This is a genomic window from Sphingomonas faeni (assembly GCF_003053745.1).
Lineage (GTDB): Bacteria > Pseudomonadota > Alphaproteobacteria > Sphingomonadales > Sphingomonadaceae > Sphingomonas > Sphingomonas faeni.
Genome location: NZ_QAYE01000001.1, coordinates 704167 through 721425 on the forward strand (window position 1 = coordinate 704167; position 17259 = coordinate 721425).

A 17259-nucleotide genomic window follows, 5' to 3' on the forward strand; every position below is an offset into this window, starting at 1 on the left:
ACATGCAAGCCCCTACGCTTACGAGGAGAATGTCTTGGTCCACCATGCCCCGAATGCGTCCGTCTCCGCCTGGCTCAAGGTCAGTCCGATCTTGCTGCGACGCATCAATGCATCTTCGGGTATCCTCGCCCATTCGCGATCGTGCATCCAGCGCGCCTCGATCTCGGTAAGGCCGCCGCCAAGGTCCGCGCCGAGGCCTGCTGCGTCGGTGACGCTGGCGAGCATGTCATCGAGCAACGCCCCGTAAGCATGCGCCATCCGTTCGCTACGGGCATCCCCGAGAAACGGCCATCGCGCGCGGACCTGCGCGAGATAGGTCGCGAAAGGTGGGATGGCGCCCCCGGGGAAAGCACGGTCGCGAGTCATCTGGCGGACGGTCGTACCCAGCGCGGGGGCGATCTTTGTGAGCGCTTCCTCGGCGAGATGGCGGGCCGTCGTGATCTTGCCCCCGAACACGGACAGCAGAGGCGCCGCGCCCGTATCGCCGAGCGTGTCGAGTTCGAGGACATAGTCGCGCGTGACCGCCTTCGCCTCGCTGGCGCCGTCGTCGTAGAGCGGGCGTACGCCGGACCAAGTCGAGGTGACGTCGGCGGGCGTGATCTGGCGCGTGAAATGCTGGTTCGCGGCGTCGCAGAGATACGCGATCTCGCCCGCGTCGATCACCGCGTCTTCGGGGCGGTCGACGGGAATGTCGGTCGTGCCGATCTCGGTCTGGCCCTGATACGGGATTGCGAAGACGATGCGGCGGTCGGCGAGCTGCAGAATATACGCGTGGTCGCCTTCGTACAGTCGGGGCACGACAATGTGGCTGCCCTTGACCAACCGGACGCCGGCGCTGGCGTTGATGCCGAGCCGCCCGAGCAATTCGGCGACCCACGGGCCGGCGGCATTAACAAGCGCCCGCGCGGAGACATCACGTCCGTCGGACAGCGTTGCGCGCCACGATGCGCCGTCGCGGCGGGCGGTGACGAGTTCGGTGCGGACTGCGATCTCTGCGCCGTTGTCGTGCGCGTCCATCGCATTTAGCACCGTAAGGCGGGAATCGTCGACGAACGCGTCGGAATAGACGAAGCCGCGCGCGCCGTTCTTCAGCGGTGCGGTGTAGGTAGTATCGCTCCCGCGCAGGCCGCGAGAGCGTTTCAACGTCATCCGGCCGCCAAGCCAGTCGTAGAGGTACAGGCCGAGACGGACCATCCACCAGGGCCGTACCGCATTCTCGTGCGGCAGGACGAAACGCATCGGGCGGATGATGTGCGGCGCGGCCTTCACCAGGCGTTCGCGTTCGCGCAGCGCCTCGGCGACAAGCTTGAAGTCATAATATTCGAGATAGCGCAGACCGCCGTGGATCAGCTTGGTCGAGGCGGACGAGGTCGCACCGGCGAGATCGCCCTTCTCGACGAGCAGGACCGACAAGCCGTTCAGTGCCGCCTCGCGGGCGATCGCGGCGCCGTTGATGCCGCCGCCGACGATGAGGATGTCGTAACTTTGCGTCATGCCCGTAGCTTAGCCGTTTGGTAATGGCGGGCCTACCGACTATCTCTGTACCATGTACAAACCAAAAGCCGGTCTTCCGACGCGCGAGCAGATCCTCGACTTCATCGCCACTTCCGACGTGCCCGCGGGCAAACGCGAGATCGCCAAGGGCTTCGGGCTCAGCGCGCAGGACAAGATGGGGCTGAAAGCGCTGTTGAAGGACATGGCCGACGAGGGGCTGATCGACAGCGCGCCCGGTCGCGCATTCCACAAGATGGGCGGCATCCCGAAGGTGACGGTGCTGCGGATCGCGGACGTCGACGACGGCGGCAACGTCTGGGCGGTGCCAGAGCGTTGGGAGGCGGAGGGCGTGCCGCCGCCACGGCTTCGCGTACGCGAGCGGAAGCGTGGTGCACTCGGCGTCGGCGAGCGAATCCTCGCGCGGACCGAGGAGGCCGGAAACGGCTGGATCGCCCATCCGATGAAGGTGCTCGCGCCGGCATCCGAACAGGTGCTTGGCGTGTTGCGCGAAGAGGCCGGACGTCTCTGGCTGACGGGCGTCGACAAGCGCGAGCGGCGTGAGTTCGCCGTGGCGGATGCGGGCGGTGCGGCGCCGGGTGATCTCGTGCTAGCGGAATTGGCGGGGAAGCCGCCCAAGATCGCCGCGCGTGTCGTGCAGAAGCTGGGTGATCCGTTTGCCGCGCGGAGCTTCTCGCTGATCGCGATCCACAAGCTCGGTATCCCGGACGTGTTCTCGCAGGAGGCGCTCGACGAAGCGGAGCGGGTCTCGAAGCTGCCGCTTGGGGAGGGGCGTGAAGATCTGCGCGACCTGCCGATCGTCGCGATCGATCCGGAGGATGCGCGCGATCATGACGACGCGGTGTGGGCGGAAGCGGACGACGATCCTGCGAATGCCGGCGGCTGGAAGGCGATCGTCGCAATCGCGGACGTCAGTTTCTATGTGCGGCCGAAGTCCGAGGTCGACCGCGAGGCGCGGCGGCGAGGGAACTCGGTGTATTTCCCCGACCGGGTCGTGCCGATGCTGCCCGAAATTCTCTCGGCCGAGGTGTGCTCGCTGAAGGAAGGCGCGGACCGTGCAGCGCTCGCGTGCCATCTGCGGATCGGCAAGGATGGCTCGCTGAAGTCTTGGCGCTTCACGCGCGCGGTCGTGAGGATCGCCGCGAACCTTGCGTATGAAGAGGCGCAGGCGATCATCGACGCCTCCTCCCCTCCCGCCTTGCGGGAGGGGGCGGGGGAGGGCGGTGCCGCGCTCGACCCGGCTAGGGGTCATGAAGCGCCCCCCCCGACCCCTCCCGTAGACGGGAGGGGAGATATGCTGAGCGTGCTACAGCCGCTCTGGGCCTGCTGGCACGCACTTGCCAAGGCGCGTGATGCGCGTGCGCCGCTCGATCTGGACCTTCCAGAACGGCGCGTCGTACTCGATGAGAAGGGGCGCATCATGTCGGTTTCCCCGCGCGAACGCCTCGACGCGCACCGGCTGATCGAGGATTACATGATCGCCGCCAACGTCGCGGCAGCCAAGGCGCTGGAGGCGAAGAAGGCGCCGGTGATGTACCGCATCCACGAGCCACCGAGCCGCGAGAAGTTGGCCGCGCTGAAGGATTATCTCGAGACGTTCGACGTGCCGTTCGCGCTCGGGCAGGTCGTCCGTCCGGCCACGTTCAACCACATTATCGAGCGGATCGGCGATGCGGATTTCCGGCCGCAGGTGATGGAGCAGATCCTCCGCACCCAGACCCAGGCCTATTACGCGCCCGGCAATCACGGGCATTTCGGCCTCAGCCTCGGCAGCTACGCGCACTTCACCTCGCCGATCCGGCGCTATGCGGATCTGCTCGTCCACCGCTCGCTGGTGTCCGCCTATGGCCTCGGCGAGGGCGGGTTGCCGGCGGACGATGCGGCCAACATGGAGTCGGTCGGCGAGATCATCAGCCGGCTCGAACGCCGCGCGATGGAGGCCGAGCGCGACACCACCGATCGCTATGTCGCGGCGTTCCTGTCGGAGCGCGTCGGCCAAGTGATGGACGTGCGGATCACCGGCGTGACCAATTTCGGCTTCTTCGCGACGGTCGAGGGGATCGGCGGCGACGGCCTGATGCCGGTGCGTGATCTCGGCGGCGAGTATTTCCGCTTTGACGAGGGCGCGCGGACGCTGACCGGCGAGCATAGCGGCGACGTCTTCGCGCAGGGCCAGACGCTGGAGCTGCGGCTGGCGGAGGCGAACCCCGTGTCGGGTGCCCTCCGCTTCGAGATGCCCGAGGGGAAGGGTGCGGCCCAGCCTCCCCGTGGCGGACGCAAGCCGGTGCGCGAGATCAAGCGACGCGGTCGCCCGGCGAACATCCGCCACCAAGGCAAGCGACGTTAGGAATTGCGCAAACCCCCCGCGCTATGCGAGATCGGCGCGGGGGGAAGAGTATGCGGGGACTTATTCTAGGCCGATCGCGTCGACGGATCGTCAAGGATTTCGTCGCGGCACGGGCCACGACGGCTGATCGGGCAATCGCCTATGTAGCGAAGGACGCGCGAATATTCCGCCAACTTCGCGGCTATGGCGCGATCGTCGACGACGGGGCCGGGCGCTATCATCTCGATGCGCGAAAGCTCGGCGCATTTCGCGCTTCGGTGCGACTTCGAGCCGCAGCGATCGTCGGGGTATCGGGCGTCGCTGCAAGCGTTGCGGCGGCGGCGACGGTCTTCACGCTTGCCGAATAAACTCTCGCCGGTAAATCCGAGCCCATCCGGCATGCCGATGGCGTTGCGGCCGCATCGGATCCGTGGCGCCATCCCGGCGCTGTTCCTGGCGCGACACGCGATCGCAACCGACGATGCGATCGCGTTTCTACCTCGCGACACGCAGGAGCAGGCGACGTTCGATCGGTTACGCACACGGGGCATCGTCCGTGAAGGTGCACCCGGCCGCTTCTATTTCGATCTCGACGCGCATTACGCCGCAGCCGACCGGCGCCGACGTCTCGTCGTGCCGATCGCTATCCTCGTGTCGGTGCTGATCGCCTGGATCGCCACGCGGTTCTTTCGCGGTTGATCAGCCGACCGTGAAGGTCAGCCCCGCCTTCGCGACCAGCCGATCGCGCAGTTTTGTCCCCATCAGGGCACCCGGCGTCCAGATGCCGCCATCGCCTTCCACGTCCTGGACGAGGCACAGTGCAGCCTCGGCGATCATCTTGCTGGTCGATCCATAGCCGGGATCGCGGTCGCCGGTTACGACCGTGTCGATCCGCTCGCCGTCGGGCATGATGCCCGCGAACAGCAGGTCGTAATGGCCGGCATCGCGCTCTTCCTTCGACTGGCCTTCGCCGGGTTTCGGCCCCTTGTCGCCCGAGAACGGATTGAACTTGGCGATCGCCTCGGCCGCGACCTTGCCGAGATCGCCCAGCCCTGCGACCATCATCTCGTCATAGACGAAGTCTGCGCCATACGCCTCGCCGAGCAGGAAATTGGTGCGGTGGACGTTCTTGGTGTTGATCGGCGCCATCACGAACGGCGCGACCCAGGCCGAGATGGTCGTGTCGTATTCCGGGATCAGCCCGGTCGGCTGGTGCGGTCCGCTGAAACCAGGTGTGAGCGCGAACGGGCTGGTCAGCAGGTTGACGATGCCGGGATCGCGCGCCGCGGCGGCAAGCGTCGCCTTGACACTCGCCGCGGTGCCGCCGGAGAACGTCCCCTGCATTTTCCGCACGCGGCCTTTTACACGGGGTGCCGGGATACCGTATTTTGCCTTGGCGGCGTCCTGTAAGGTCAGCACGCCGAAGTCGAACGGAATGCTGTCGAACCCGCACGAGAAGACGATCCGGGCGCCGGTACGGGTAGCCTCGCCCTCGTGCGCATCGATCATGTGGCGCATCCAAGCGGGTTCGCCGCACAAGTCGACATACCCCGTGCCGGTTGCGGCGCAGGCTGCGACAAGGTCGGAGCCGTAAAGCTGGTATGGGCCGACCGTAGAGATGACGACGGCGGCGCGTTCCGCCATCGCCCGCAAGCTGGCGGGGGCGTCCGAGTCGGCGGCAATCAACGGCGTGTCGCCGGGCGCACCGATCAAGTCGCGGACTTCCTGGAGCTTGGACAGCGAGCGGCCTGCCATCGCCCAGCGGATCCCGCTCGGGTAGGTCTGGACGAGGTATTCCGCGACCAGCCGTCCGGTAAAGCCGGTCGCACCGTACACGATGATATCGAAGTCGCGCATATCCACCTCCTGTTTCCCCAGGTTTGCGCTCGCGCTCTTGCCATCGCAAGCAAAACGCCATCGGAGCCCGTGCCTCGCCAAACGCGCGCCGATCTGCCAACCTCGGCGAATGGCATCCGATCGCAATACCGTCGCGTTCCTGATCGACCAGCTCGCCGCGGCGGGAGACGTTTCCGCGAAGCCGATGTTCGGCGAATACGGCGTTTATTGTGACGGCAGGATGGTCGCAATGATCTGCGACGACCAACTCTTCCTCAAGCCGACCCCGGGTGGGCGCGCGTTCGCCGGTGCGATCGACGAAGCGCCGCCGTATCCTGGTGCGAAACCGTGCTTGGTGGTCGATGCTGACCGTTGGGACGACGCGGAGTGGATGGCGGACCTCATCCGCATCTCGACCGCCGAACTGCCGATGCCGAAACCGAAGAAGCCCAAGCCCAAAAAGGTCTAGGCGGCCTCGTTGAACTGCAGGCTCGCCAGCCGCGCGTAGAGCCCGCTGTTGGTCATCAGCGACGCGTGCGAGCCTTCCTCGACGATCTGTCCGTCGCTCATCACGATGATCCGCTCGGCCGCGCGTACGGTGGCGAGGCGGTGCGCGATGACCAGCGTGGTACGGTTCGCCATCAGTCGTTCGAGCGCTTCCTGCACAAGGCGCTCGCTTTCGGCATCGAGCGCGCTCGTCGCCTCGTCGAGCAGCAGGATCGGCGCATCGCGGAGCAGCGCACGCGCGATCGTCACGCGCTGGCGCTGGCCGCCCGACAGCCGTGCGCCGCCTTCGCCGAGGAAGGTGTCGAGGCCTTCGGGCAGCTTGCGCAGGAATTCGGCGGCGTTGGCGGCTTCGGCGGCGGCCCAGAGCTGGTCGTCGGTCGCGGACCAGTCGCCGTAGCGGAGGTTGTCGCGCGCGGAGGCGCCGAAGATGATCGTCTCCTGCGGGACCATCGCGATGCGGGCGCGGACTTCCGCCGGGTCGGCGTCGCGCAGGTCGATGCCGTCAAGAGTCACGCGGCCGGCGTCGGGGTCGTAGAAGCGCTGGACCAGCTGGAAGAGAGTAGTCTTGCCGGCGCCCGAAGGACCGACGACGGCGACCGTCTCGCCCGGCTTCACGTCGAGCGAGAAGCCGTTAAGCGCGGCGACGTCGCGGCGCGTCGGGTAGTGGAACTGCACCCCCTCGAACGCGAGCGCGCCGCGTCGCGGCTGGGGTAGGGCAACCGGGTTGGCGGGCGCGGCGATCTCGGGCTTTTCGCGGAGCAGCTCGGACAGGCGTCCGGCCGCACCGGCGCCGCGCAACAGGTCGCCATAGACTTCGGTCAACGCGCCGAACGCGCCCGCGACGATCCCTCCGGTCAGCACGAACGCAGCGATGGCGCCGCCGCTGATCCGCCCCGCCGCGACGTCGATCGCGCCTTCCCACAGGACCAGCGTGATCGACCCGAACACGAGCCCTATGACGATCGCAGTCATCACCGCCCGCAACATGATCCGCGCGCGCGCCGCCGCAAACGTCGCGGCAACCGCGTCTCCGAAGCGGATCGCCTCGCGGTCTTCCTGCCCGAATGCCTGCACAACCTTCATCGCGCCGAGCGTCTCGGTCGCGATCGAGCCGACGTCGGCAACGCGGTCCTGCGACGTGCGCGAGTAGTTGCGTACGCGCTTGCCGAGCAGCGCGATCGGCAGGATGATCAGCGGGATGCCGATCATCAGCATGCCCGCGAGTTTCGGCGAGATCGCGAACAGGTAGATCAGCCCACCGATGCCGGTGAAGGTATTGCGGAGCGCAATCGACACCGTGCTGCCGACGACCTGTTCGATCAGCGCCGTATCCGAGGTCAGGCGCGAGGCGATCTCGGACGGGCGGTTCTCCTCGAAGAAGCGGGGCGTCAGGCGGAGCAGGTGGCGTTGCACGTTGGTGCGGATATCCGCGACGACGCGCTCTCCGAGCCACGACACGTAGTAGAAGCGCACTGCGGTCGCGAGCGCGAGCACCACGACGATCATCAGCAAATAGTGGAAGGAGTTGGCGACCGACCCGCCCGCGCCGGGGCCGAAGCCGCGGTCGATGACGCGCTTGAATCCGTAGGGAATGCCGATCGTCGCCGCCGAGGTCATCATCAGCGCGAGCCCCGCAAAAGCGATCTGGCGAGGATATTGGGAGGCATGACGCCACACCATCGCGAGATCGCCGATCCGGCGGGACGTCTTCTCTTCGGGTATCGGCTTGGCCATGCGCGGTGCCTAGCAGTGGCGGGGGTGGCGCTCAACGAGAACCGGGCGTCGCCGAGCGCGGTGATCCGGTCGCGCGAGACGGAGCGTCGGTCGATCGCGCGTTGCACTGCGGCAAAATTGCGTTACCATTGTGCAAAGCCCGATGAGGCGAGAGGATACCGCATGCTCTACGATGCCTATGAATTCCAGCGTTCGATGATGGCCGGCGCCAGCAAGATGGCGAGCTTTGGCGCGGATATGCTCAACAATCCGGCAAACCCGTTCGCCTATTTGGGCGGCGGCACGGTGGTCGCCTCGGCGCTCGAAGTGTTCGCACACGCGAATGCCACTCGCGGCAAGCCGGCGTTCGGGCTCGATACGACGACGATCGACGGTCGTGAGGTCGCGGTGCGCGAGGAGATCGTGCTGCGGAAGGACTTCGGGCAGCTGAAGCGCTTCGTGCGCGAGGGTGTGGAGGACGGTCCGAAGCTGCTGATCGTCGCGCCGATGTCGGGCCATTACGCGACCTTGCTGCGCGGGACGGTCGAGCGGATGCTGCCGTTCGCCGACGTCTACATCACCGACTGGCGCGATGCGCGCAGCGTGCCGCTCTCGGCGGGGCGGTTCGATCTCGACGATTACATTGATTATCTGATCGAATATCTGGAGAGGATCGGCGCGAACGAAGGGCAGGGGGGCACGCACATGCTGGCCGTCTGCCAGCCCTCGGTTCCCTGCTATGCTGCTATCGCGTTGATGAGCGCAGACAAGAACCCGTGCCGTCCCAAGACGCTGACGATGATGGGTGGTCCCGTCGACACGCGCGAGGCGCCGACTGCGGTCAATACGCTGGCGACCGAGCGGCCGCATGCGTGGTTCGAGCAGAACGTGATCGCGACGGTGCCGGGCAATTATCCGGGTGCGGGTCGGAAGGTGTATCCCGGCTTCCTCCAGCTTGCAGGGTTCATGTCGATGAATCTGGGCAACCACATGGTCTCGCATTGGGAGATGTATAAGCATCTCGTCCAAGGCGACGGCGAGAGCGCGTCGCAGAGCCAGGATTTCTACGAGGAATATCGCTCGGTCTGCGACATGACCGCGGAATTCTATCTCCAGACGATCGATGTCGTGTTCCAGAACCACGCGCTGCCACGTGGTATCATGACGCATCGCGGTAGGCTGGTAGATCCGGCGGCGATCACCGACATTGGGTTGCTCGCGGTCGAGGGTGAGCGCGATGATATTTCGGGGTTGGGGCAGACCAAGGCGGCACTGACACTGGCGACTGCGCTACCCGACGAGAAGAAGCGCTATCTGATGGCGGAAGGTGCTGGCCATTACGGCATCTTCAACGGCTCGCGCTGGCGGGACAAAATCGCGCCAGTGGTGGAGGAGTTCATCACCGCGAACGGGTGAGGAAAACGGGCAGCCCTCGCAGGCTGCCCGCAGTCGTTAGGCGATCGAGTTTACCACCGCGTGGCTGCTCGACTCGTCCGAACGGATCGTGCCGCCGAACAGCATCTTGAGGCGGCCGCCGATCGAGATGTCGGTTTCCCAAAGCTCGGCGCTGTCGATGTCGAAGCGCAGGAGCGTCAGGTTGGGGTCTTCCTTGCCGCCCGGAAACCATGCCTCGACCTGGTTGTTCCAGAGCTTGTCGATCTGCGTGCGGTCGTTCGACGTCGAGACGTCGCCGGCCATGCACGCGAAGAAATCATGGCCCTTGCCGACGAACTGCGCCATCGCCGCGCCGCCCTTGGCGATACGGTTGTCGCGGCCGGCGAAGAAGAACAGCGTGTTGGGCTGATCGTCGTCGATCTGCGCGGTCATCGGCTCGGAATGCTGGCTCCCCGACTGCTGGCTCCCCGACTGCTGGCCGTCATGCAGGCCGATCATCACGAACGGGCTGGCCTTCAGCTTCTCGATGAACTTCGCTGCGACTTCCTGCGGGGTATCCTTGTCGGCCATCGTTATTCTCCTATTAGCTTGGATTGCCACTGAGAACGGGCGGGGCGGGGGTTGGTTGCGCAGGATCTGCGGTCGGCACACGCGCTGTTGCTGGATAAAACCGCGACCAACGGGCCATGTCGACGATCGCTGCGGTTCTGCGGCACCACAAAAATACGGTGAATGCGTTTTGCCGATCCATGCCTCAAACAGGATTTGGTGAGGCGCATCTTACTGCTATTGCAGGACTATGGAGAGTAGTCATTCCGCCGTAACGAACGTTCGCGTCGAAGAGCGCGCCGTCGTCGACGCTCAGACCTTCGCTACCGAAGTAGCGGGACGCGCTACCCCGGTGGTGTTGCGCGGGCAGGTTTCGCATTGGGCCAGCGTGCGGGCGGCGGAAGGTGGCGATGACGCGACCGCAACGTATCTGGCCGGCCTCGGTGATGGCGGCAAGCCGATGGACGTGCTGATCGGCGGTCCTGAATTCGAAGGCCGCTTCTTCTATCGCGGCGATAATCTGGAAGGCTTCAACTTTCACCGCGAGAAGGCCCCCTTGGCGGTCTTGCTGAGCGAATTGTTGCGACTGTCCAGCGTGCCCGAGGAGAAGCGGCATTTCCTGTATGCCAACGCGGCAACCGCGCCTGAGCATTTGCCGGGGTGGTTGGCAGCCAATCCGATCAACCTGCCGCTGGGCGGAGCGACGCCAAGGCTGTGGATCGGCAACGGATCGCAGACCGCGACACATTATGACGGCTCGACGAACCTTGCCTGCGTAGTCGCCGGCCGACGCCGCTTCACGCTGTTCCCGCCGGACCAGGTCGGCAATCTGTATATCGGACCACTCGACCGGACGCTGGCGGGGCCGCCGTCCAGCATGGTCGATCCGTTGGCGCCGGACCTGCACCAGTTTCCGCGATATACCGAGGCGCTGCGGCATGCATTGGTCGCCGATTTAGGACCGGGCGATGCGTTATTCATCCCGGCGATCTGGTGGCATCACGTCCAGGCGTTCGGGACGCTCAACGTGTTGTGCAATTACTGGTGGGCTTTCGATCCGACGGTTTCGGCGTTTCACGCGATGGTCCATGCGATGATGGCGGTGCGCGATCGTCCACCGGCGGAGAAGGCGGGGTGGCGAGCCTGGTTCGAGCATTATGTGTTCGGCGACGATGCGGCCGCGGCTGGCGATCATCTGCCCACGGCAGCGCGTGGCGTGCTCGGCCCAGCCTCGCCAGATCGTACCGAGCGGATCCGCGGCTATCTGTTGAAAGCGCTCCAGCGACGCTGACCGAGTGCCGCCAATGAAGGCGGCCCAGGCAGGCGGCGGGCTATAGTTGGTCGCCTTGTCGCCGTCATCGACGATGCTCGGAACGACCGGACGTCTTGCGTACACGTTTGGGACCATCGAAACGCAAGCGGTGTCGGTCGAGTTTAGTCGCGGCCGCAACGACGGTGAGCGGCATGGGCATCAGCCGATACTGGTTTACGCCAACCTGGCGAGCGCATGGGCATGGGATGGCATATGCGTCAGTGAAGTAGCGACTACGCGTTCGATCTGCGCCAATCGATTGGCGGCGGTCTCGATCGGTATGCCGTCGCAGATCGGATCGTAGCCTGAGACGGGGGCGTTCTGTCCGGTCAACACAGCGAGCCAGCTGGTTTCGTTAAACAGTTCGTCGGCCTCTCGAAAGATGCGGCCGCCAGCGTGAAACAATGCGAGCTTTTCGGCTAGCCCCTCCGGGATCGCTGCAGTTGCGCGGTCGCGCCAGAAGGGTTCGGCGCGCGCATTCAAATGGTAATGTGCGACGAGGAAGTCTCGGATGCGACTGAATTCCGCGGTCATGATCCGGTTGTAGCGCTCGACGGTCGCAGCGGCCGGGCGGCCCACAGGCAGCATCCTGAGCAGATGCTGCAATCCGCTTTGCACCAGATGAATGCTGGTGGATTCAAGCGGCTCCATGAACCCCGCCGCCAGACCCAAGGCGATGCAGTTGCCGCTCCAGAAGCGATTCCGATGGCCCGTCGCGAAACGGATCACGCGCGGGTCGGCAAGCGTCTCGCCTTCCACCCCGGCCAGCAACATAGCGGTCGCCTCGTCCTCGCTCATGTGGCGGCTGGAGAAGACATGGCCGTTGCCGGTGCGGTGCTGCAGCGGGATACGCCAGCGCCAGCCGGCACGCTCGGCTATCGCCCGGGTGAGCGGCAGCGGTACGGCGTCGGCAACCGAGGGTACTGCGACGGCGCGGTCGCAGGGCAGCCATTCGGACCAGTCAATCCATCCTGCCTCCATCGCGCCTTCGATCAAGAGGGCGCGAAAGCCGGAGCAGTCGATGAACAGGTCGCCGGAGATGCGGCTACCGTCTGCGAGATGGACGGCCGCGATTCCCGCCGGGCCGCGCTCGACGCGTTTGACCAGCCCCTCATGGCGGACGACGCCGTATGCCTCGGATTGCGTGCGCAAGAACGCGGCGTAGCGCCCGGCGTCGAAATGATAGGCATAGCCGATCCGTGACAGGGGTGAGTCGCCATTGGCAATCGGGCGTGAGAAGCGGCCGGCCTCCGCCGCGCGCGCCTCGAGTGAATAGGCACCCAGCGGGACTGCGAGGCCCGCATGCCGTGCGCGCAACCATTGCGCCGCGAACGGCACGCCGGCGATGTCGGTACCGATCTGGCCAAACGGGTGGACGTAGGACTCGCCTGGACGCGTCCAGCCTTCGAAGCGGATGCCGAGCTTGTAGCTGCCGCCGGTCGCGCGGAGGAAGGCGTCCTCGTCGATCCCGAGCATCGCGTGGAAAGTACGGATCGGCGGGATCGTAGCTTCGCCGACGCCGACCGTGGGGATGTCGTCGGACTCGATCAGCGTCACGCGCGTGCCGGCGGGGCCAAGCAGCCGTCCGAACGCGACCGCCGCCATCCAGCCCGCGGTACCGCCACCGACAATCGTCACAGATCGTAGAGCGTCGGTCATGCGCGCACGCGCGTCGGGCTGGTACGGGCGAGATAGTCTTCGTGACGCGGCATCCGGGCTGCGGCGTCGGCGAACATCGCGCGCAACCGATCAAACCGTGCATCTACGTCGCGGGCGTCGACCGCATCGGCGAGACGGTCCCAGCCCTCGGGGACGATGCCCTGACCCAGTAGCACAGCGACCCAGCTTGCTTCGGCGAACAGATCGTCCTCCCATCGGAACAGCCGTCCGCGACGTCGCCACAGGGCAATCTTCTCGGCCAGACTATCGGGAATCGCCCGCGCCCCGGCCTCGCGCCAGAACGGAGAGTCGGTCCGGCGGGTCGCATGATAGTGAAGCACGAGAAAGTCGCGAACCTGGTCGAACTGCGTCTCGGCAAGACGGTTATAGGTATCGATCTCGACCGGTGAGAAACCCTGGTCGGGGAACAACGCCAGCAGCTTCGAGATGCCGGTCTGCACCATATGGATACTGGTGGATTCGAGCGGCTCGGTGAAGCCGGAGGCTAGGCCAAGCGCGACGACGTTGCCTATCCACTGTTTTCGGCGCCGCCCGGCTGTGAAGCGAAGAACGCGAGGGTCGGCAAGCGGCGGCCCGTCGACACCGTCGAGTAAGGTCGCGGCGGCCTCGTCGTCCGAGCAATGTGCGCTGCTATAGACATAGCCGTTGCCGGTGCGGTGTTGCAGCGGAATGCGCCATTGCCAGCCGCTCGCTTGCGCGGTCGAGCGGGTGTACGGCGCGATCGCGGTGCCGATATTGGCGGTCGGCATCGCGACGGCGCGGTCGCAGGGCAACCAGCGCGTCCAGTCTTCGTAACCGGCACCGAGCGTCTGCTCGATCAGCAACCCGCGGAAGCCGGAGCAGTCGAGGAACAGGTCGCCTTCGATCCGGCGGTCGCCCCCGAGCATGACATGACGGACGTGTCCGGTAGGGCCGTCAAGCACGACATCGCCGATCTCGCCCTCAATCCTGGTGACGCCGTCGCGTTCCGCACGACCTCGTAGGAACCGAGCGTAAAGGCCGGCGTCGAAATGATAGGCATGCGCCATCTGCGACAATATGGATGCCGGGTCGGGCGAGGGGGGCGCGAACCGCCCGGCCCGCGCGGCGACCGCGCACAGCGAGTAGGCGTCGATGTCCTCGACCACGCCTGCGGCTCGGCGACGTCGCCAATGTTGGTGGAAGCGGACTCCCTCGATATCGAAGCCGAACCCGCCAAACGGGTGGAGATAGCGTTCGCCGATCGCACCCCAGTCGACGAACTCGATGCCGAGCTTGAAGCTGCCTGCCGTCGCCGCCAGAAACGCCGCTTCGTCGATGCCGAGCATCGCGTTGAAGGCCCGGATTGGTGGGATCGTCGCTTCGCCGACACCGACGGTGCCGATCGTATCGGACTCGATCAGCGTCACGCTGGCCCCCGTCGGGATCAGTCGTGCCAGTGCGGCGGCCGCCATCCAGCCCGCGGTACCGCCGCCGACGATGACGATGCGACGGACAGGTGAACCCAGCGTCATGCGGCAGCCAGTTCGGCCATGGCGTGCGCGTAAGGCGGAAGCGCACGGACCTGCGCGATGATCCGCGCGCGATGATCGGCGAAATGCTGTTGGATCGTTGCCAGGGGCAGCGCGTCGGCGCGCGCGTCGTAGCGCCGTGGCACGAGACCCATCGCGTCGAACATCGCGGCCCAGTCTTCCTCTTCGAACGGTTCGTCGTCGAACATCGGCAGACGTCCGCGTGCGGCAAACAGGGTGCGTTTTGCTTCGATGGCATCGGGAAGCACCGGTTCGCTGCGCACGTCCCCGATCGCGTTTGAGCCGCGGGCAGCGGCCTTCTGGGCGATGACGAAGTCGCGGGCGCCCGTCATGGCGTTTGCCGTAAATCGATTGAACGCCTTGGCTTCCACCGGCGCTCGGCGTTCTGCGGGCCAAAGCTGGATGAGCTGCGCCAGCGACCGCAGCAGCACTGTCAGGGCTGTTGGGTGCAATGGCTCGATAAGACCGGCAGCGGCGCCCATGGCGATGCAGTTGCCGCGCCAGGCCTCGACGCGGCGCCCGGCGCGGAACGGTGTGCCCTCGCCACTGGCGGCGCAGGTCAAACGCACGTCGGCGCCACCGAGCGGCCAGGTCGCGGTCCAGCCCGAACCCTGCGCATCGACTTGCGTATAGGGTGGCGGGGCGCCCGTTGCTGGCAGCGTTTGCGTATACGTCCGGTCACACGGCAGCCAAGCCGACCAATCCTCGAATGCCGGTGCCGTCCGGCTCGCGATGCGCGCGCTGCTGCCGGAACAGTCCAGCACGAGTAGCGGTGCGATATCGGTGCCGTCCGCCAATTTCAGCGTCTCGACGATGCCGCTTGCGTCGATTTGCGCGTCGGCAAACGGTGCGTTCGTGCACGACGCACCGAAGTTCATCGCGGCCGCGCGGAGCACTGCGGTGTAGGGGTCGACCAGCAGATGCAACGCATGCGCGATCGGGGCTTCGAGAGCGAACCGGCCGACCTGTGCGGCAACCGCAGACACGGCATAGTCGGCCAGACGGACATGGATCCCGTCCTTGCGCAGCCGCCCGGCAAGCTGGTGGAACGCGATACCCTGAAGCGGCGCACCCGTTTCGCCGTAGGACAGGAACGCCGCGGCACCGTCCTTGCGCCAGCCACCGAACGCGACTCCGAGCGCATGGCTTCCACCGGTTGCGCGGACAAGCGCCGTCGGCTCGATACCGAGATCGGCATGAAACCCGCCGAGCGCCGGCGGCACCGCGATCACTGGTGCGAAATCGCCGAGTCCGTCGCCTGTCGTGCCATCGTCGATCACGACGACGCTGTAGCGGTCACGTGGCAGGCGACGGGCGAGCGCCGCTGCGGCCATCCAGCCGCACAGGTTCGCGCCGAGGATTGCGACGGTCTGGCTCATGCCGCGGCCTTGATTCGTGCGATATAGGCTTCGTGCAAGGGCATCGCTTTGGCTGCGCTTGCGCAAGCCGCGGCAACCCTTGCGACGTGATCCCGCGACGTCGCCGTGGGAGTATTGGCTATCAGCGGATTCACGCGGCCCGGCATGATGCGCTGGCCGTAATAGACGGCAAGCCAGCTGGCCGGCAGGAACATGCCCTCCCGATACGATGCGACGATGCCCCGCTCGCGGAATTCGGCGATCTTCTCGGTCAGCGACGAGGGCAGGGTCATGGTTCGCATGTAGCGCCAGAACGGCGTGTCGTCGCGTTCCGTGGCACAGTAGTGCAGCACCAGGAAGTCACGGACCCGGTCATATTCCAATGCCATCGCGCGGTCGAATTCGGCCGCATCGGCGGGATCGAACACGCCACCGGATGGGAACAGTTCGATGAGCTTGCCGATCGCAAGCTGGATCAGGTGGATGCTGGTCGATTCGAGTGGTTCGAGGAACCCCGCGGACAGGCCGATCGCGACGCAATTCCCGACCCATTGGCGGTGCCGCCGGCCCGTCCGAAAGCGCAGCATGCGCGGTTCGGCAACTGCCTCGCCCTCAAGGTTATCGATCAGCACGGCACGCGCGGCTTCCGGATCGGTGAACCGTGTAGAGAAGACGTGGCCGTTCCCCGTTCGATGCTGGAGCGGGATGCGCCATTGCCATCCTGCTTCACGCGCGGTTGCCCGGGTGTACGGCGTCAACGCACCGGCATTGGCGGTGGGAACGGCCCATGCGGCATCGCACGGCAACCAGTGCGACCAATCCTCATATTTAACCTTGAGTGCGCCATCAATCAGGAGTGCGCGAAAGCCGGAACAGTCAATGAACAGGTCACCCGCGATCCGTCGACCATCGGCAAGGCGAACCGCGCCGATACCATCGTCCTTCTGCTCGACCGCATCGACGCGTCCTTCGATCCGGACGACGCCGCGCGCTTCGGCATAGTCGCGTAGATAGGCCGCGTAGAGCGTCGCATCGAACTGATAGGCGTAGGAATAGGTCGACCCGATCGAGCGCGGATCCTCAAGCGGCGGCGTAAAACGATTGTCGCGCGCGACGACGATCGGCAGCGAGCAGTCTTCCAGCGTCGGTAAGCCGTCAACGCCACCGCGCGCCGCGTGGGCCCAATACTGGTGGAAAGGCAGGCCATCGATGTCGTGCCCAAAATCACCAAAGGGATGAATGTAGCTGTCGCCGATACGGCCCCAATCGCGAAATTCGATGCCAAGCTTGAACGTCGCATTTGTACGACGAATGAAGTCGGCTTCGTCGATACCCAATCTTTGATTGAAGAATCGGATGTGCGGAACCGTTGCTTCGCCAACGCCGACCGTTCCGATGTCTTCCGACTCGATCAGGGTCACGTCCGCAAGTCGCCCGGCGAAACTCATCGCCAGTGTTGCGGCGGTCATCCACCCGGCGGTACCGCCACCAACGATCACGACTTGTATGCGGGCGCTCATGGCCAATCCTCATCCTCTCTGTGTTGTATCTCAGCAACTA

At 65.6% G+C, this 17259-nt stretch carries 14 protein-coding genes; 6 read left to right on the plus strand and 8 right to left on the minus strand.

From position 1 onward, the window contains the following. Positions 1 to 18: 18 nt before the first annotated feature. Positions 19 to 1494, minus strand: coding sequence for a glycerol-3-phosphate dehydrogenase (gene glpD / locus C8J25_RS03185; RefSeq protein WP_107952174.1), 1476 nt, complete (start codon positions 1492 to 1494; stop codon positions 19 to 21). A gap of 52 nt (positions 1495 to 1546) precedes the next feature. On the opposite strand from glpD, the gene C8J25_RS03190 reads away from it, so the two are divergent. From C8J25_RS03190 to C8J25_RS03200, 3 genes are read left to right on the plus strand one after another with little or no spacing between them, the layout of a single operon-like run. Beyond that, positions 1547 to 3859 (plus strand): ribonuclease R family protein, encoded by a 2313-nt coding sequence (locus tag C8J25_RS03190; protein WP_107952175.1) that lies wholly within the window; start codon positions 1547 to 1549, stop codon positions 3857 to 3859. 50 nt (positions 3860 to 3909) lie between these two features. Continuing rightward, complete coding sequence (locus C8J25_RS03195) at positions 3910 to 4206, plus strand: hypothetical protein (protein WP_107952176.1); 297 nt, start codon at positions 3910 to 3912, stop codon at positions 4204 to 4206. 31 nt (positions 4207 to 4237) lie between these two features. Continuing rightward, positions 4238 to 4537, plus strand: coding sequence for a hypothetical protein (locus tag C8J25_RS03200; protein WP_107952177.1), 300 nt, complete (start codon positions 4238 to 4240; stop codon positions 4535 to 4537). Here the strand turns inward: C8J25_RS03200 and C8J25_RS03205 are convergent, their stop codons facing one another. Further along, complete coding sequence (locus C8J25_RS03205; protein WP_107952662.1) at positions 4538 to 5695, minus strand: saccharopine dehydrogenase family protein; 1158 nt, start codon at positions 5693 to 5695, stop codon at positions 4538 to 4540. A 109-nt stretch (positions 5696 to 5804) separates the two neighbouring features. On the opposite strand from C8J25_RS03205, the gene C8J25_RS03210 reads away from it, so the two are divergent. Then, positions 5805 to 6143, plus strand: a complete 339-nt coding sequence (locus C8J25_RS03210; RefSeq protein WP_107952178.1) for a TfoX/Sxy family protein — start codon at positions 5805 to 5807, stop codon at positions 6141 to 6143. On the opposite strand, the gene C8J25_RS03215 is transcribed toward C8J25_RS03210, so the two are convergent. Further along, complete coding sequence (locus tag C8J25_RS03215) at positions 6140 to 7915, minus strand: ABC transporter transmembrane domain-containing protein (RefSeq protein WP_107952179.1); 1776 nt, start codon at positions 7913 to 7915, stop codon at positions 6140 to 6142. The two genes, C8J25_RS03210 and C8J25_RS03215, sit on opposite strands and share 4 nt — an antisense overlap. Positions 7916 to 8077: 162 nt before the next feature. Between C8J25_RS03215 and C8J25_RS03220 the strand changes: the two genes are divergently transcribed. Beyond that, positions 8078 to 9310, plus strand: a complete 1233-nt coding sequence (locus tag C8J25_RS03220; protein ID WP_107952664.1) for a polyhydroxyalkanoate depolymerase — start codon at positions 8078 to 8080, stop codon at positions 9308 to 9310. A 36-nt stretch (positions 9311 to 9346) separates the two neighbouring features. Here C8J25_RS03220 and C8J25_RS03225 read toward each other — a convergent pair whose 3' ends face one another. Then, entirely contained in the window at positions 9347 to 9859 is a 513-nt protein-coding gene (locus tag C8J25_RS03225; RefSeq protein ID WP_107952180.1) for a pyridoxamine 5'-phosphate oxidase family protein, read from the minus strand. 229 nt (positions 9860 to 10088) lie between these two features. On the opposite strand from C8J25_RS03225, the gene C8J25_RS03230 reads away from it, so the two are divergent. Then, positions 10089 to 11129, plus strand: a complete 1041-nt coding sequence (locus C8J25_RS03230; RefSeq protein WP_107952181.1) for a cupin-like domain-containing protein — start codon at positions 10089 to 10091, stop codon at positions 11127 to 11129. Positions 11130 to 11324: 195 nt separating this feature from the next. On the opposite strand, the gene C8J25_RS03235 is transcribed toward C8J25_RS03230, so the two are convergent. The 4 genes from C8J25_RS03235 to C8J25_RS03250 are packed head-to-tail and all read right to left on the minus strand — an operon-like array spanning position 11325 to position 17219. Beyond that, entirely contained in the window at positions 11325 to 12809 is a 1485-nt protein-coding gene (locus C8J25_RS03235; protein ID WP_107952182.1) for a tryptophan halogenase family protein, read from the minus strand. Next, positions 12806 to 14323 carry a tryptophan halogenase family protein gene (locus tag C8J25_RS03240; RefSeq protein ID WP_107952183.1) on the minus strand — a complete coding sequence of 506 codons (1518 nt, stop codon included), beginning with the start codon at positions 14321 to 14323 and terminating at the stop codon, positions 12806 to 12808. Before C8J25_RS03240 ends, C8J25_RS03235 begins: the two co-directional genes overlap by 4 nt. Further along, entirely contained in the window at positions 14320 to 15720 is a 1401-nt protein-coding gene (locus tag C8J25_RS03245; RefSeq protein ID WP_107952184.1) for a tryptophan 7-halogenase, read from the minus strand. The genes C8J25_RS03240 and C8J25_RS03245 overlap by 4 nt, the downstream gene beginning before the upstream one ends. Next, on the minus strand, positions 15717 to 17219 hold the full coding sequence (locus C8J25_RS03250; protein ID WP_107952185.1) for a tryptophan halogenase family protein: 1503 nt from the start codon (positions 17217 to 17219) through the stop codon (positions 15717 to 15719). The genes C8J25_RS03245 and C8J25_RS03250 overlap by 4 nt, the downstream gene beginning before the upstream one ends. Positions 17220 to 17259 lie beyond the last annotated feature (40 nt).

Bases quoted from the DNA above. Each gene is read 5' to 3' on its own strand.
- glpD (WP_107952174.1), bottom strand. From the start codon at position 1,494: ATGACGCAAAGTTACGACATCCTCATCGTCGGCGGCGGCATCAACGGC.
- C8J25_RS03190 (WP_107952175.1), top strand. From the start codon at position 1,547: ATGTACAAACCAAAAGCCGGTCTTCCGACGCGCGAGCAGATCCTCGAC.
- C8J25_RS03195 (WP_107952176.1), top strand. From the start codon at position 3,910: ATGCGGGGACTTATTCTAGGCCGATCGCGTCGACGGATCGTCAAGGAT.
- C8J25_RS03200 (WP_107952177.1), top strand. From the start codon at position 4,238: ATGCCGATGGCGTTGCGGCCGCATCGGATCCGTGGCGCCATCCCGGCG.
- C8J25_RS03205 (WP_107952662.1), bottom strand. From the start codon at position 5,695: ATGCGCGACTTCGATATCATCGTGTACGGTGCGACCGGCTTTACCGGA.
- C8J25_RS03210 (WP_107952178.1), top strand. From the start codon at position 5,805: ATGGCATCCGATCGCAATACCGTCGCGTTCCTGATCGACCAGCTCGCC.
- C8J25_RS03215 (WP_107952179.1), bottom strand. From the start codon at position 7,915: ATGGCCAAGCCGATACCCGAAGAGAAGACGTCCCGCCGGATCGGCGAT.
- C8J25_RS03220 (WP_107952664.1), top strand. From the start codon at position 8,078: ATGCTCTACGATGCCTATGAATTCCAGCGTTCGATGATGGCCGGCGCC.
- C8J25_RS03225 (WP_107952180.1), bottom strand. From the start codon at position 9,859: ATGGCCGACAAGGATACCCCGCAGGAAGTCGCAGCGAAGTTCATCGAG.
- C8J25_RS03230 (WP_107952181.1), top strand. From the start codon at position 10,089: ATGGAGAGTAGTCATTCCGCCGTAACGAACGTTCGCGTCGAAGAGCGC.
- C8J25_RS03235 (WP_107952182.1), bottom strand. From the start codon at position 12,809: ATGACCGACGCTCTACGATCTGTGACGATTGTCGGTGGCGGTACCGCG.
- C8J25_RS03240 (WP_107952183.1), bottom strand. From the start codon at position 14,323: ATGACGCTGGGTTCACCTGTCCGTCGCATCGTCATCGTCGGCGGCGGT.
- C8J25_RS03245 (WP_107952184.1), bottom strand. From the start codon at position 15,720: ATGAGCCAGACCGTCGCAATCCTCGGCGCGAACCTGTGCGGCTGGATG.
- C8J25_RS03250 (WP_107952185.1), bottom strand. From the start codon at position 17,219: ATGAGCGCCCGCATACAAGTCGTGATCGTTGGTGGCGGTACCGCCGGG.